This window comes from Pseudoduganella plicata, assembly GCF_004421005.1.
GTDB classification, from domain to species: Bacteria; Pseudomonadota; Gammaproteobacteria; order Burkholderiales; family Burkholderiaceae_D; genus Rugamonas; species Rugamonas plicata.
This window is the reverse complement of sequence record NZ_CP038026.1, coordinates 1,136,143-1,151,185: the sequence shown is the minus strand read 5'-3', so window position 1 is coordinate 1,151,185 and position 15,043 is coordinate 1,136,143. Positions and strand designations below refer to the sequence as shown.

Here is a 15,043-nt window from a genome sequence, read left to right as displayed (position 1 = left end):
GGAGCGCCGCGCATGACGAAACAGGCACCGGCCGAACGGGCCGCATGGCTGACCGCGGAACTGAACCGCCACCTGTACGCCTACCACGTGCTGGATGCGCCAACGATTCCCGACGCCGAATACGACAAGCTGTTTACCGAGCTGCAGCAGCTGGAAGAAGCGCACCCCGAGCTGGTGGCGCCTGACTCGCCGACAAGGCGCGTTGGCGCGCCGCCGCTGGGCCAGTTCGCCGCCGTCACCCATGCGGTGCCGATGCTGTCGCTGAATAACGGTTTTACGGAAGAAGACGTCGAGAACTTCGACCGCCGCGTGCGGGAGGGGCTCGATGCGCCGGAGGTCGAGTATGCCGCCGAGGCGAAATACGACGGCCTGGCGATCAACCTGCGCTACGAGAACGGCGTGTTCGTGCAGGCCGCCACGCGCGGCGACGGCTACACGGGCGAGGACGTCACGGCCAATATCCGCACGGTGCGCACGATCCCGCTACGCCTGCACGGCAAGGACCTGCCGGCGATCCTGGACGTGCGCGGCGAAGTGCTGATGTTCAAGGCCGACTTCAATGCCATGAACGAGCGCCAGCGCGCCGCCGGGCAGAAGGAGTTCGTCAATCCTCGCAACGCGGCGGCAGGAGCGCTGCGCCAGCTCGACTCGCGCATCACGGCGCAACGCAAGCTGCGCTTCTTCGCCTACGGCATCGGCGAACTGGTGGGCATGGACATGCCGGAGACGCATGCCGGACTGCTGGACTGGTACGAGTCGCTGGGCCTGCCCGTGGCGAAGGAACGCGACGTCGTGCGCGGCAAGGACGGCCTGCTGTCGTTCTACCGGGGTATCGGCGCGGGCCGCCCCGGCATGCCGTATGAGATCGACGGCGTCGTCTACAAGGCCAACCGGCTGCAGGACCAGCGCGCACTGGGCTTCGTCTCGCGCGCGCCGCGCTTTGCGCTGGCCCATAAATTCCCGGCAGAAGAAGCGCTGACGACGGTGCAGGCCATCGAAGTGCAGGTGGGCCGCACGGGGGCGATCACGCCTGTCGCGCGGCTCGTGCCCGTGTTCGTCGGCGGCGTGACCGTTACCAATGCCACGTTGCACAACGAGGATGAAGTGCGCCGCAAGGACGTGCGCGTGGGCGATACCGTCATCGTGCGGCGCGCCGGCGATGTGATTCCCGAAGTGCTGGCCGTCGTGCTGGACAAGCGCCCCACGCCGGAACCCGCCGCTTACGTGCTGCCGAAAACGTGTCCCGTCTGCGGCTCGCACGTCGTGCGCGAGGAAGGCGAAGCCGTGGCGCGCTGCTCCGGCGGGCTGACGTGCGCGGCGCAGCGCAAGGAGGCGATCCGCCACTTTGCCGGCCGGCGCATGATGGACATCGAAGGGCTGGGCGACCGCTACATCGACAGTCTGGTCGAATCGAACCTGGTGCACAGCGTGGCCGACCTGTACAAGCTGACGCTGGACGACCTGCTCAAGATGAAGCGCCTGGCCGACGAGCGTGACGGCACGACGCCGGAAACGGTCAAGCAGGGCAAGGTGCCGACCAAATGGGCCGACAACCTGCTGCAGGCGATCGAAGCGAGCAAGAAGCCACCACTGGAACGCATGCTGTTCGCGCTGGGCATCCGCCACGTGGGCGAATCCACGGGCAAGACGCTGGCCGACTGGCTCGGGCAGTTTGCGCTGATCCGCCGGGCCCCGGCCGCGCTGCTGCGCGTGCTGCCCGATATCGGCGGCACCGTGGCGGAATCGATTGCCGACTTCTTCGCCGAACCGAAAAACCAGCAGGCCATCGATGCGCTGCTGGCGACCGGCGTCACGCCGCAGGGCGAGCACCCGCCGAAAGCGCAGCTGCGCGAGAAACTGGAACCCGTCAGCCTGCTGGCCGCGCTGGGCATCCCGAAACTGACGGAGCCGCGCGCGCGCCAGCTGGTGGAGGGCGGCGCCACGTTCGAGTCGCTGGCCAGCCGGCGCACGTTCGACATCTACGGCCTGCCGGCCGGGGTGGCGGCGGCGCTGGAGGAATGGATGGCGGTGCCGGCCAACCGGCAGGCGCTGCTGGCGCTGGACGCGCTGCGCAACGAGCTGCTGGCGCAGGTGCCGCAGGCGGCGGCCGCGGAGGGCGCAATGACCGGCAAGACGTTCGTGTTGACGGGGACCTTGCCGACCCTGAGCCGCGATGCCGCCGGTGCGATGATCGAGGGGGCGGGCGGCAAGGTGTCCGGCTCCGTGTCGAAGAAGACGTCGTACGTCGTGGCCGGCGCGGAAGCGGGCAGCAAGCTGGCCAAGGCCGAGGAGCTGGGCGTGGCCATTCTCGATGAAGCCGGGTTGCTGGCGCTGTTGAATACATAAGGGCAGGCGCATGAACCAGATCAGAAAAGCGGTATTTCCCGTGGCGGGCCTGGGCAGCCGGTTCCTGCCCGCCACCAAGGCGCAGCCGAAGGAGATGCTGCCCATCGTCGACAAGCCGCTGATCCAGTATGCGGTCGAGGAGGCGGTGGCGGCCGGGATCACGGACCTGGTCTTCATCACGGGCCGTAACAAGCGCGCCATCGAGGACCATTTCGACAAGGCGTTCGAGCTGGAAGCGGAACTGGAAGCGCACAACAAGCAGGCCTTGCTGGAAGTGGTGCGCAACGTCATTCCAAAGAACGTCAACTGCATCTACATCCGCCAGCCGGCGCCGCTCGGGCTAGGCCATGCGGTGCTGTGCGCCCGCCCGATCGTGGGCAACGAGCCATTTGCCGTGCTGCTGGCGGACGACTTCATGGACACGGCCGACGGCGTGGCGCCGGTCCTGGCGCAGATGACGCAGCAGTATGAATTCGAGCGCGCCAGTTTGCTGGCGGTGCAGGACGTGCCGCGCGAGAACACGCGCCAGTACGGCATCGTCAGCGCCAGCCCTTACCGCGACCGGCTGGAGCTGGCTGCGGGCATCGTCGAGAAGCCGGCACCGGACAAGGCACCGTCCACGCTGGCGGTGGTGGGGCGCTATGTGCTGTCGGCGCGCATCTTCGAGTTCCTCGAGCAGCTGGGCACGGGCGCCGGCGGCGAGATCCAGCTGACCGACGGCATCGCCGCGCTGCTCAAACACGAGCGCGTGCTGGCGTATCGCTATGACGGCCAGCGCTACGACTGCGGATCCAAGCTGGGCTACCTGAAAGCGATGGTGGCGATGGGCCTGAAGCACCCGGAAACGGGGCCGGACTTCGCCGCTTACGTGGCAGGCGTGCAGGCCGGAGGCGGCAAATGACGGTGCGCGAAATCCTGAAAATGGGCGACCCGCGGCTGCTGCGCCAGGCCGACCCCGTGCGCGACTTCGATACGCCGGCGCTCCATGCGCTGATCGCGGACATGTTCGACACGATGCACGCGGCCAACGGCGCCGGGCTGGCGGCCCCGCAGATCGGCGTCAACCTGCAGGTCGTCATCTTCGGCTTCAAGTCCAATGCCCGTTATCCGGACGCGCCGCAGGTGCCGGAGACGGTGCTGATCAATCCCGTCCTGACACCCGTCGGCGAAGCGATGGAGGAGGGCTTCGAAGGCTGCCTGTCCGTGCCCGGCCTGCGCGGCAGCGTGCCGCGTTACCTGCACCTGCATTACGAAGGCTGCGACCAGCATGGCAACCGCATCGTGCGCGACGCCTCCGGCTTCCATGCACGCGTGGTGCAACACGAGGTCGATCACCTGCACGGCATCCTGTATCCGATGCGTATCACCGATTTTTCAAAGTTCGGCTTCACGTCGGTGATGTTCCCCGAGCTCGATCCGAACGACGACGACTGAGCGGCCACGCAACGGCGGCCGCTGTCGGGGCTACGCGCCCGGCCGGCGCCGTCATCGCGGATGATTGCGCTACCTTTTGTATGTCTGTGCAGGGCGCGATCGGGCGCCGCGCCGTCGACGCCTGCAGCACGCCGCCACGGGACGATGAAGCCGGTCGGGCAGAGCGCCGTGGACGCCAGCGTCGCTGCCCCTGCCGCGCGCTGACGCGGCGTGCGGAACACGTCAAATCGCCTCTGCCCAGCAACAGAGATTGGCGTTGTCACGAATCTGTCGTAATATCCCGGCCAGCATTACCTACCCAATAACAATTCCAGGATTATCAATCCAGGCTACCGGGAGCTCTCAGGATGAACCAACCCTCATCGTCCAATCCACTGGAATTCAGCATACGAGGGATCGTCCTCGGCATCCTGATCACCCTTGTCTTCACTGCCGCCCAGGTCTACCTTGGGTTGAAAGTCGGCCTGACGTTTGCCACGTCGATTCCGGCCGCCGTCATTTCGATGGCGCTGCTGTCCGCTTTCAAGGACGCGACGATCCAGGAAAACAATATCGTCCAGACCATCGCGTCGGCAGCCGGCACGCTCGCTTCCGTCATCTTCGTGCTGCCAGGTCTCCTGATGATCGGCTGGTGGGCCGAGATTCCGTTCTGGCCCACGTTCGGTGCCTGCGCCATCGGCGGCGTGCTGGGTGTCATGTACACCGTGCCGCTGCGCCGCGCGCTGGTGTCGCAATCGAGCCTGCCGTATCCGGAAGGTGTCGCCGCCGCGGAAGTGCTGAAGGTCGGCACGGCGTCGCGCGCCGGTGCCCAGGAAGGCAAGGCGGGCCTGAAGGCCGTCGTCCTCGGCACGCTGGCGTCGGCGTTCTTCGCGCTGCTGGCGGCCATCAAGGTCGGCGCCCATGAAGTCAGCTACTACTTCCGCTTCGGCGGTGCCGGCGGCGCTACCGGCCTGGGGGCGTCGACGTCGCTGGCGCTGATCGGCGCGGGCCACCTGATGGGCATCACGGTCGGCATCGCGATGCTGGCGGGCCTGATCATTGCCTGGGGCATCCTGGTGCCCGTGCTGACGGCCATGACGCCGATGGCCGCCGGCGCCTCCGTCGCCGACCACGCGCTGGGCGTCTGGAGCACCCAGGTGCGCATGATGGGCGCCGGCACGATCGGTGCCGCCGCCATCGTCACCCTGGCAACGCTGGCCAAGCCGGTGTTCGGCGGGCTGAAGTCGGCGCTGGATGCGGCCCGCGCGGCCAAGCACGGCGGTGCCGCGGTGCCCCGTGAAGAGCGCGACATGCCGATCTTCATCGTCGGCCTGGTCACCTTGCTGGCGATGGTGCCTGCCGGCTGGCTGCTGGCCACGTTCCTGGAAGGCGGCGTGCTCGCTTCCCTCTCGACACCGCTGGTCGCGGTCGGCATCGGCTACATCCTGGTGGCCGGCATCCTGGCCGCCGCGGTGTGCGGCTACATGGCCGGCCTGATCGGCTCCTCGAATTCGCCCGTTTCCGGCATCGCCATCCTGACGATTCTCGGTGCCGCCACGTCGGTCGGCGTCGTGGGCCGCCAGGTCATGGGTCCGGATACCGCGCATGCGCTGATCGCCTTCGCGCTGTTCGTGACGACGGTCGTGCTGGCCGTTGCCGTCATCGGTAACGACAACCTGCAGGATCTGAAGACGGGCCAGCTGGTCGGCGCCACGCCATGGAAGCAGCAGGTCGCGCTGATCATCGGCGTGTTCGCCGGTTCCTGTGTCGTGCCGCAAGTGCTGGACCTGCTGAACCATGCTTATGGCTTTGCGGGCGCGCCGAACCAGAACGCGATTTCGGACCAGCCGCTGGCCGCGCCGCAGGCCACGCTGATTTCCACGCTGGCGCGCGGTGTCATCGGCGGCGACCTGCCGTGGCACCTGATCGGCTGGGGCGCCGTCATCGGCCTCGGGCTGGTCGCCTTCGATTTCCTGCTCAAGCGCGGCAGCAACGGCAAATACAGCCTGCCGCCGCTGGGGGTAGGCTTAGCCGTCTACCTGCCGTCGGCCGTCACGGCGCCCGTCGTCGTCGGTGCTGTCGCCGGCTACTACTTCGAGAAGGCCATGCGCAGCAAGACGTATGGCGAGGCCGCGTCGCGTGTGGGCGTGCTGGTGATGTCCGGCTTCATCGTCGGCGAAAGCCTGTTCAATGTGGCGCTGGCGGGCCTGATCGTCGTCTCGGGCACGAGCGACCCGCTGGACATCGGCATCGGGCTGCCGGAGTCGATCGGCATGCTGGTGTCGCTGGTGTTTGCCGGCGCGATCCTGGGCTGGCTGTATCGCTGGGCCGCCAACTCGGCCCGCAAGATCGAGGCCTAAGCGTTGGGCCGGCAATGCCGGCGGAAAGTAAAACAGCGCCCGATGGGCGCTGTTTTTTTTGGGTGTTCGTCGATCCTTGCCTGAACGCCGCCGGATCGAAGCGGTTGTCCTGCGTGCTGCGCGCAGTCGCGCTCAGCGCCGCGCCACGCTCATCCGCTGCAGGACCCGGTCGATCTCCTTCTGCATCTGTGGTGGCAGGTCGATGAACTGGCAGCCGATCTGGAGCTGCTCGCCCAGCAGGAAGGAGCGGAAGCGGCGCGACAGGCGAATCTCCAGGTCGCAGATGACGACCGTGTCCTGGCCCAGTTCCAGTCGGACGCGCTGCAGCTTGCGGCCGATGTGCAGGCCCGTCGCCTCGCGCGGCGAGCAGCGCATGCCGACGCCGCCGGCGGAAACATCGTACAGCTGCAGCTCGTAAGGGGTGCCGAACAGGACGAACGATGCGCTGAACGTGCCGGCCAGCGGAATTTCCAGGCGCGTCGTGGAGCGCCGGTTCAGCACCAGCGCGCGCTGGGGAAATTGGGCCGGCACGAACGTGGGGTGACCCGGTTCGGGTTGCCAGTCGGCGGACAGCTCGAACTGGAAGCGCGCCGATTGCAGCATGCCGACAAAGGTGCAGCGACCCATGGGCATGACGCCGCCCTCGTTCAGGTCGATCATGAAGCGCGGCTCTTCCGGGTGCACCCACAGGATGCGCGCCAGCAGCGGCTCGGCTGCGCCGGCCGGGTAGATCGACACGCACTCGCCCCGGTCGGCCAGCCATTGCAGCGAATCGCCGATCTGGTCCACGTCCGTAATCTCATGCGACGGCGCCGTGAGCGCGATACGTTCGGGCGCATCGGCCGGGCGCGGCGGCCCCTTGCGGTGCGGATTTGGCTGGAACGGTGCCGCGACGTCGAGGTTTTGGACGTCGTGGCTGGCTATGGCCAGATTGCTCATTGCATCCCCTATGCTGTTGCGCGTGAAAGCACCGCGAAACACCTGCGCGGCTGTCCATTTCGGCCGGCGCTGGGCGCTGAACGTGCGCACGGCCATGGTGTTGAGCCACTTGGCGCGTTCGCGACGCTGTTTCGACGGTGCATTCATGTTCGGTTGTGACGTGCAAGGATAACAGGGTTTTGTGAATCAGGAGAAACAGTTGTTGTATTTAGGACTAGAATATTTCTTCAGGTAACAAGTAGCGCCACTGGCCCGTCGGCAGCTCGCCCAGCTTCACCTTGCCGATGCGTACCCGCTTCAGTCCCAGAACTTTCAGGCCTACCATGTCGCACATGCGGCGGATCTGGCGCTTCTTCCCTTCGCGCAGCGTAAAGCTGAGCTGGTCGTCGTTCTGCCAGCGCACCTTTGCCGGCAGGAGAGGCTTGCCGTCCATCCACAGACCGAAGCACAGCTTCTTGAGGTCCGCGTCCGGCAGCGTGCCCGGTTTAGTGTACTGCACCCGCACCAGGTATTCCTTGTCGATGTCGGTGTCCTCGCCGATCAGCTGTTTGGCGATGCGCCCGTCCTGCGTCAGCACCAGCAGACCGACCGAGTCGATGTCCAGGCGGCCCGCGGGCACCAGGCTGCGCAGTTGCGTCGGGTGGAAGTTCTCCGGCGACTTGTCTTCGGCCCAGCGGTTTTCCGGTTTGATCAGCGCCACCGCCGGCGTGTAGCCATCCTCGGCCTGGCCCGACACATAGCCCATCGGCTTGTTGATCAGGATGGTCACGCGTTTCGACTGCTCGGCGGCCGCCTGCCGTTCCACCGTCACCTTCTGGCTCGGGTAGACCTTCGTGCCCAGCTCGGAGACGACCTGGCCGTCGACCCGCACCCAGCCCTTGGCAATCCATTCGTCGGCCTCGCGGCGGGAGCACAGGCCCAGTTCGGACATGCGCTTGGACAGGCGTAGTAATTCTTCAGACATCAGACTTTCAAAGCTTCCAATAAATCGGTTTCGAGTTGCAGCTGGGTGCGCGCGTTGTTCAGCGTGGGGCCGTCGACGATGAAGACGTCCTCCACGCGCTCGCCCAGCGTCATGATTTTCGCCGTGTGCAGGTTGACCCGGTATCTGGTCAGCACGTTGGCGATCGAGTACAGCAGGCCCGTGCGGTCGTTGGCCGCCACGGACAACAGGTAATACTGGCCCCGTTCGTCCGGCCGCAGGTCCACGGTCGGCTGGATGGGGAAGGTGCGCGACAGCCGCGACAGGCGGCCGCGCGTCGGCGGCTGCAGCGGCGCCGCCGTCGTCAGCAGGTCGCACAGCTCGTGCTCGATCAGGCTGATGATGTCGCGGTAGCTCTTGGCGAAGCTCTGTTCCGTCACGAGGAACGTGTCGAGCGCGTAGCCGTGCCGTGTCGTGTGGATCTTCGCATCCAGGATCGAGAAGTTCTTGCGGTCGAAGTAGCCGCAGATGCGCGCGAACAGGTCGGGCTGGTCGCGCACGTAGACGGCGACCTGCAGTCCCTCGCCGATGGGCGCCAGGCGGCATTTGACGACGGGCTTCGCGCTGTTCAGGCGGTCGTACAGCGCGCGCGTCTGCCAGGCGATGTCGGACGAGTCGTGGCGCAGGAAGTACGCCATGTCCAGCTGCCGCCACAGCGCCTCGTGCGCGTCCGGCGGCAGGCCATAGAGACGCAACGTCGCCAGTGCCTCCTGCTGGCGGTTCTTCAGTTCACGGTCGGCCGACGGCGGCTCGCCGCCCAGCACGCGCAGCGTCATCTTGTACAGGTCTTCCAGCAGCTTGGCCTTCCACGCGTTCCACACCTTCGGGCTGGTGCCGCGGATGTCGGCCACCGTCAGCAGGTAAAGGCCGGTCAGGTGGCGTTCGTCCTTGACGGTTTTCGCGAAGGCCGCGATGACGTCCGGGTCGGACAGGTCCTGCTTCTGCGCCACGTGCGACATCAGGAGATGCTGCTCGACGAGGAACGCCACCAGCTCCGTCTCGTGGCCGGACAGGCCGTGCTCCTGGCAGAACTGCACCACGTCGGCCACGCCCAGCTTCGAATGGTCGCCGCCGCGGCCCTTGGCGATGTCGTGGAACAGCGCGGCCACGTACAGCAGCCAGTGCTGCGGGTAGTTCGCCATCAGCTGGCTGCAGAACGGGTATTCGTGGGCATGCTCCGCCATCGTGAAGCGGCGCATATTACGCACCACCATCAGGATGTGCTGGTCCACCGTGTAGACGTGGAACAGGTCGTGCTGCATCTGGCCGACGATCTTGCGGAAGTTCGGCAGGTAGCGGCCCAGGATCGACAGGTCGTTCATCCGGCGCAGCGCGTGGATGATGCCGACGGGCGCCTGCAGGATGCGCAGGAAGTAGGCGCGGTTGACGGGATCGGCGCGGAAGCGCCCGTCGATCTTGAAGCGCTCGTGCCACAGCGCGCGGGTGGCGCGCGCCGTGATGCCCTTGAGGGCCGGGCGTTCCGTCATCAGCACGAAGATCTCCAGCATCGCCGACGGCGTCTTTTCGAATACGTCGTCCGCGCTGATGTCGATGAAGCCGTTGACCTCGTTGAAGCGCTCGTTGATCGGTTGCGGCTCGCCGCACCGCTCGAACAGGCGCGCTTCGATGTTCTGCAGCAGGATGGTGTTGAGCTGCGTGACCGTCTTGGCGGCCCAGTAGTAGCGCTGCATCAGGTATTCGCTGGCGCGGCGCATGTGGATGCCGCTGCCGGTCGTCTGCAGGCCAAGGCTTTCCGCCACGGCTGTCTGCACGTCGAACACGAGGCGGTCCTCGCGCCGGCCGGCATGCAGGTGCAGGCGCACGCGGATGTCCTTGAAGGCGCGCTCCTTTTCCATCAGCTGGCGCGCTTCCGTCTGCGTGATCAGGCCGCGCGTGGCCAGCGTGCGCCACGAGTTGGCCAGCCCGGCCGCCTTGGCGACCCACAGGATCACCTGCAGGTCGCGCAGGCCGCCCGGGCTTTCCTTGCAATTGGGTTCGAGCGAGAACGCCGTGTCTTCATACTTGGCGTGACGCTGGCGCATCTCGGCCGTCTTGGCCTGGAAGAATGCCTGCGCGTCCATCGCGCCGGCATACGCCACTTCCAGCAGGTCGAACAGCGCTTCGTTGCCGGCCACCAGGCGTGCTTCCAGCAGGCTGGTTTGCACGGTGATGTCGGCTTTCGACTCGATCAGGCATTCGTCGACGGTGCGGATGCTGCTGCCGATTTCCAGCCCCAGGTCCCACAGCATCTGGACGAATTCCTCCAGCCGGCGGCGGGTTTCCTCGTTGGGAGGGCGCTGCAGCAGGATCAGTACGTCCACGTCGGAATAGGGGAACAGCTCGCCGCGGCCATAGCCGCCCACGCCCACCAGCGCCGCCTCGGGCGGCAGGCCGGCTTCGTTCCAGGCCTGCGTCAGCACCGCGTCCACGCTCTGGCGCAGGCCGCGCAGCAGCTTTTCCGGCTTGCCGTCCTGGTTGAACGTCTTGACGACGACCTGGCGGTCCGACTTCAGTCGTGCCTTGAGCTGGTTGCGCAACTCGTCGCGCGGCTGGCCGCATGCCTGGAGCTGGACCTGGCCGTTCATCGGATCACGCAGCCTTGGCCGCGTTGACGAAGGCCGGCGGGGCCGGCGTGCCGGCGGACACCGTCAGCACCTCGTAGCCCGTTTCCGTCACCAGCACCATGTGTTCCCACTGGGCCGACAGGCTGCGGTCCTTCGTCTTGATGGTCCAGCCGTCGTTCATCTCGCGGATATCGCGCCGGCCCGCGTTGATCATCGGCTCGACGGTGAAGATCATGCCGGGCTTGAACTCCTCGCCGGTACCGGGTTTGCCGTAGTGGAGCACCTGCGGCTCCTCGTGGAAGCCCTTGCCGATGCCGTGGCCGCAGAACTCGCGCACGACGCTGTAGCCGGCCTTTTCCGCGTGCTGCTGGATCGCATATCCGATATCGCCGAAGTGGCCGCCCGGACGCACCTGCGCGATGCCGAGCCACATGCACTCATACGTCACTTCCGTCAGGCGCCTGGCCAGGATCGACGGCTCGCCGATATAGAACATGCGGCTGTTGTCGCCGTGGTAGCCGTCCTTGGTGATGATGGTGATGTCCAGGTTGACCACATCGCCGTTCTTGAGCACCTTGTCGCCTGGGATGCCGTGGCAGATGACGTCGTTGACGGATGTGCAGATCGCCTTCGGATACGGCGTGTAGCCGGGCGGCGCGTAGTTCAGCGGCGCGGGAATCGTGCCCTGCACGTTCGTCATGTATTCGTGGCACAGGCGATCGAGCTCGCCGGTCGTGACGCCGGCCTTGACGAACGGGGTGATGTAATCGAGGACTTCGGCGCCCAGGCGGCCGGCAATGCGCAGGCCTTCGATGTCTTCGGGGGTCTTGATGATAATGGCCATATTGTTCGAATTCGGTGTTGGGGCGAATGCCCATGCAAGACGCGATTATAAACGAGGCACACCGATCCGGCCTGAGCGGCCGGGGTTGATCAAAGGCAATAAATGTGCGATATGGCGATCGCAGCAAGGGACGTCAGGTGCGCGCGGTGCGGCGCGCGCTGCGGCGGCCCCAGGCGCCGACGATACCGATGCCGGCCAGCATCATCGCCCACGTCGACGCCTCGGGAACGGCTTGCACCGGATCGTCGCCGGTCCAGGCCCATTGGGCCGCGTTGTTCTGGAACGAAAACTCGCGCAACAGCCGCGTTTCTTCGTCCTCGTCCTCGTCTTCGCGGTCGGGGCTGTCGAGCAGGCCCAGTTCGGTGCCGGTCGCCCAGTCGAGCGGATGGCGCTCCGGCTCCTGCGTTTCGGGTGGGTTGGAAACCTGCTCGGGACGCGCGGGCTCGGCCGGCGTCAGGCGCGTAATGCGGCTGACGTTGCCGCAGATTTTCGGCACGATGATGCAATGCTGGTCGGCGCAGTACACGGCGGCCGGTTCGCTGCGTGTCGCGGACCACTTGCTGCGGTCCACGCTGCCGCACATGCGGCGCTTGCCGAAGTGCATGTCGCGGATCGCCGCCTCGTACTGCCAGGCGCCCGTCACGGCGTCGCGGCCGATGGCCACCTTGTCGTCCGGCTGACCGGCGGCGAGCTTGTCGCGCAGGATCTTGCGCTGGGCCGCCGGAATGTCCTGGTAGTGCTCGACCGCGGCAGCGGGGTCGCCCCGGTACGGATCGACACCGGGACGGTTCCAGGAACAGACAGCGCTGACGGACAATGTGGTGGCGAGGGCGGCGGCGATAAGGGGCATGGTGCGACGTAATCGAAAATTTACAGTAGTTCACATAATAATTCTGGAACTAAACTTGCAACTTGGTATTTCGCACATTATGACGCATTGTCGCCCCGATGTGTTGCCTGCCGCCGACAAAATCAGGCCGGTTGGGCCGCTGACGCAGCCGCCGCCTCGAAAAACCGCATCATTTCGCGGCTGGCATCCGGCCCCTTGCAGTCCGTATAGCTGCCTGCAGGGCTCCCCCCGGCCCACGCGTGGCCGCCGCCATGCAGCGACCAGTGTTCGGCCACCACAGTGCCGTTCGCTGCTTGGTGTACGGTGCGCGTATAGCGGCGTCCGCCGGGCGCCTTGCCCTGTTCGCTGACGGGCTTGCCGGCACCATGCGGCGCAAGCGCGTCGGCAAGCACCTGCTCGGCGTTGACAGCATGGACGGTATGGTCCTTGTCGCCATGGAACACGATCAGCGGGCGTGGTACCGGCTTGCGGCCATGGCCCCGGCGGCCGGGCGCTCCCTGCTTCATCGCCTGCAGCGCGGCCGGCAGATCCTGCGCGGCGCCGAATGGCAGGCCCGAATGGACCCCGACAGCCTGGAACAGTTCGGGATACAGGGCGCCCACGATGACGGCCATGGCGCCGCCCGCCGACAGCCCGGCAATGCTGACTCGCGCAGGGTCGACTGTGTATTGCTTCATGACATGGCGCGTCATGCCGGCGATGATGGCCGGTTCGCCCCGTTCGTACTGCTGGTCGTTCTGCGAGAACCAGTTCCAGCATTTCGACTGGTTGTCCTTCTGCGATTGTGTCGGGTACAGCACCAGGCAGCCCGTCTCCTCGGCGATCTGGTTCATTTTCGTGCCGGCCGCGAAGTCGTCCGGGTCCTGCGTGCAGCCGTGCAGCATGACGACCAGCGGCACGGGTGTGCCCTGGACGTAAGTGCTTGGCACGTACAGTTTATAGGCGCGCGTGCCGCCATGGTTCGTGAAGCTGGCGCTGTCGAACGTGGCGCCAGGCGGCAGGGGTGGCGGGGCGACAGGGCGTTTGCGCATGGGGGCAAGGCCTTCCGGCAGTTCGATGCCCTCGGGCAGTTTGAAACCTTCCGGCAGTTTAAATCCATCGCCCAGACCGACGCCGCGCGGCAGCTGGATGCCGTCGGGCAGTTTCACGCCGAGTCCGGCCAGGAAGCTGGTCAGGTCTGCCGCCGGCGCCTCGGGCGCCTGTGCGGTCGCGGCATCCTCGCCTGTCGCCGGCCGGACGCGCGCGCGGCCTGCGCCGAATGCCTTGGCAGCCTTGCGGGCATACTCCGGCGCGGCGTTCAGGTCTTTCAGATGGGCCGCGTCAGCCTGTGCCGGCGCGTCGTCGGCGTGAGGCGTCGTTGGCGCTGTGCCACCGAATGCCTGCTGCATCGCGGCCGCGGAGGCAGCCGGGCCGTTCTTGAGGATCTGCTGCGTTGCGGCCTGCAGGCGCGCCATCAGTGCGGAATCGTATTTCATGAGTGACCTTTCGTGCCGGCGCTTCGAGGCGACCGACGGGTTGTCGACTAAGTGATCCGCCCCTTCAGGGCGGCCTTGACAGCCGGGCTGGCGTGCAGCGCACCCAGGACGGCAAGAGAGTTGATGGTGGCAGCCGCCAGCTCGGGCGGCACGTCGGCGGCGATCGTCGCCAGGCCCAGCACCCGGATGTTCAGCGTTTCCCCGGCAGCCTGGAGCGCTTCCAGGTCGGCCCGCGAATAGTGCTGGACACCCAGGATGAGCTGGTCGCGCGCCACGGTCTGGCGCACCACGTCCGCGTGAAGCTGCAACTGGTTGCGGATCGCCGTGCGGATCAGGTCCGTCCGGTTGGCGTAAAAACCCTGTTGGACCAGCAGGTCGATCTGTCCCAGGTCGACCGGGAACAGGTTGATCGTGATTTTCTCCGAGTCGATTGCCCGGGTTTTGACTTCTGCGGTCATGTTTTTCCTTGGTTTGCCATCCGGGTACCATCCCGTTGGATGGTAAATGATACCCCGGGCGGCGATTGCAAGGGCACTCGGCGTAAATATATTCAGGACCTGGGAACGATCGGCACCATCGTCGAGGACGGCAGCGCGCCAGACGTTGTATTGAAAAGATGTCGTGAGGGGTCGACCGAGACGGATGGCGGAAGAAGGGGCGTCGGGAAGAGACCGGTCCCGAGAGCGCTGCCAGGCGGCAGGAGCCAACCCCCGCCAAACCGGCGCCGCTGGCTGCCGAGCCTCCGGTGACTGGTGCCACAATGCTGCAGCATGAAGAAGTTGGCGCCGGCGCGACTGTGACCGACACCGGATTACCACGGAGGGGCATCTGCTGGGCCGAAAGACCCCAGAGGCGCCTGCCTCAGGCGTGTAGCGTGCCTGTGCAGACGTGGCGGTTTATCGCTTCAGGTCTTCTTCGCCGACCAGATACCCCTCATCCGCCGCCGCCTGCGCCTCGGGCGGCAGCTTCTCATGTTCGCGCGCGCGCGCCAGCAGCACGTGCACCGTATCGATCTTGTGCCGTGCGGATTCGGCCAGCGTCGCCAGGGTCAGCGGTTCGGGTCGCATCAGCTCACAGGCGTCTGCCGCGCGTGCGGCTGGGTGATCCGGCGGGAGCGGCGTGTCGGCCGGGTGGTCGTCGCGCTCTACCAGCCGCAGCACTTCGCGCAGTCCCTGTTCGAGTCGTTCCAGTTGGGTCGATTCCATGATGATCCTTGGAGATGTGAAAGTCCGAAGTAAAAGTCCGATGTCAATGTCATACGGTACGCCAG

General features: G+C 66.2%; 12 protein-coding genes. 4 read left to right on the top strand and 8 right to left on the bottom strand.

Annotation, left to right across the window (positions count from 1 at the left end; translation table 11 throughout):
• Positions 1–12: 12 nt before the first annotated feature.
• The 4 genes from ligA (at position 13) to E1742_RS04945 (ending at position 6,119) form a co-directional block, all read left to right on the top strand.
• Positions 13–2,346, top strand: coding sequence for an NAD-dependent DNA ligase LigA (gene ligA, locus E1742_RS04960; RefSeq protein WP_134383826.1), 2,334 nt, complete (start codon positions 13–15; stop codon positions 2,344–2,346).
• A 10-nt stretch (positions 2,347–2,356) separates the two neighbouring features.
• On the top strand, positions 2,357–3,247 hold the full coding sequence (gene galU / locus E1742_RS04955; RefSeq protein ID WP_134383825.1) for a UTP--glucose-1-phosphate uridylyltransferase GalU: 891 nt from the start codon (positions 2,357–2,359) through the stop codon (positions 3,245–3,247).
• Positions 3,244–3,780, top strand: a complete 537-nt coding sequence (gene def / locus E1742_RS04950; RefSeq protein WP_134383824.1) for a peptide deformylase — start codon at positions 3,244–3,246, stop codon at positions 3,778–3,780. Before galU ends, def begins: the two co-directional genes overlap by 4 nt.
• Before the next feature lie 347 nt (positions 3,781–4,127).
• Positions 4,128–6,119 (top strand): OPT family oligopeptide transporter, encoded by a 1,992-nt coding sequence (locus tag E1742_RS04945; protein ID WP_134383823.1) that lies wholly within the window; start codon positions 4,128–4,130, stop codon positions 6,117–6,119.
• Between the two features lie 132 nt (positions 6,120–6,251).
• Here E1742_RS04945 and E1742_RS04940 read toward each other — a convergent pair whose 3' ends face one another.
• The 8 genes from E1742_RS04940 to E1742_RS04905 all read right to left on the bottom strand — a co-directional run bounded on the left by E1742_RS04940 (position 6,252) and on the right by E1742_RS04905 (position 14,978).
• Positions 6,252–7,058 carry a flagellar brake protein gene (locus E1742_RS04940; RefSeq protein WP_134383822.1) on the bottom strand — a complete coding sequence of 269 codons (807 nt, stop codon included), beginning with the start codon at positions 7,056–7,058 and terminating at the stop codon, positions 6,252–6,254.
• A gap of 214 nt (positions 7,059–7,272) precedes the next feature.
• The gene (locus E1742_RS04935) at positions 7,273–8,022 is read right to left on the bottom strand and encodes a pseudouridine synthase (protein WP_189569022.1); all 750 of its coding nucleotides are present in this window, start codon (positions 8,020–8,022) and stop codon (positions 7,273–7,275) included.
• Positions 8,022–10,625, bottom strand: a complete 2,604-nt coding sequence (locus tag E1742_RS04930; protein WP_134383821.1) for a [protein-PII] uridylyltransferase — start codon at positions 10,623–10,625, stop codon at positions 8,022–8,024. Before E1742_RS04930 ends, E1742_RS04935 begins: the two co-directional genes overlap by 1 nt.
• A gap of 4 nt (positions 10,626–10,629) precedes the next feature.
• A complete protein-coding gene (map, locus tag E1742_RS04925) occupies positions 10,630–11,448 on the bottom strand; it encodes a type I methionyl aminopeptidase (protein WP_134383820.1) in 819 nt (272 codons plus the stop codon).
• A 133-nt stretch (positions 11,449–11,581) separates the two neighbouring features.
• Complete coding sequence (locus tag E1742_RS04920) at positions 11,582–12,298, bottom strand: MHFG family PEP-CTERM protein (RefSeq protein ID WP_134383819.1); 717 nt, start codon at positions 12,296–12,298, stop codon at positions 11,582–11,584.
• Between the two features lie 122 nt (positions 12,299–12,420).
• A complete protein-coding gene (locus tag E1742_RS04915; protein ID WP_229466534.1) occupies positions 12,421–13,773 on the bottom strand; it encodes an extracellular catalytic domain type 1 short-chain-length polyhydroxyalkanoate depolymerase in 1,353 nt (450 codons plus the stop codon).
• Positions 13,774–13,820: 47 nt separating this feature from the next.
• Positions 13,821–14,231 (bottom strand): ribbon-helix-helix domain-containing protein, encoded by a 411-nt coding sequence (locus E1742_RS04910; RefSeq protein WP_134383818.1) that lies wholly within the window; start codon positions 14,229–14,231, stop codon positions 13,821–13,823.
• Positions 14,232–14,669: 438 nt separating this feature from the next.
• On the bottom strand, positions 14,670–14,978 hold the full coding sequence (locus tag E1742_RS04905; protein WP_134383817.1) for a hypothetical protein: 309 nt from the start codon (positions 14,976–14,978) through the stop codon (positions 14,670–14,672).
• Positions 14,979–15,043: the final 65 nt, after the last annotated feature.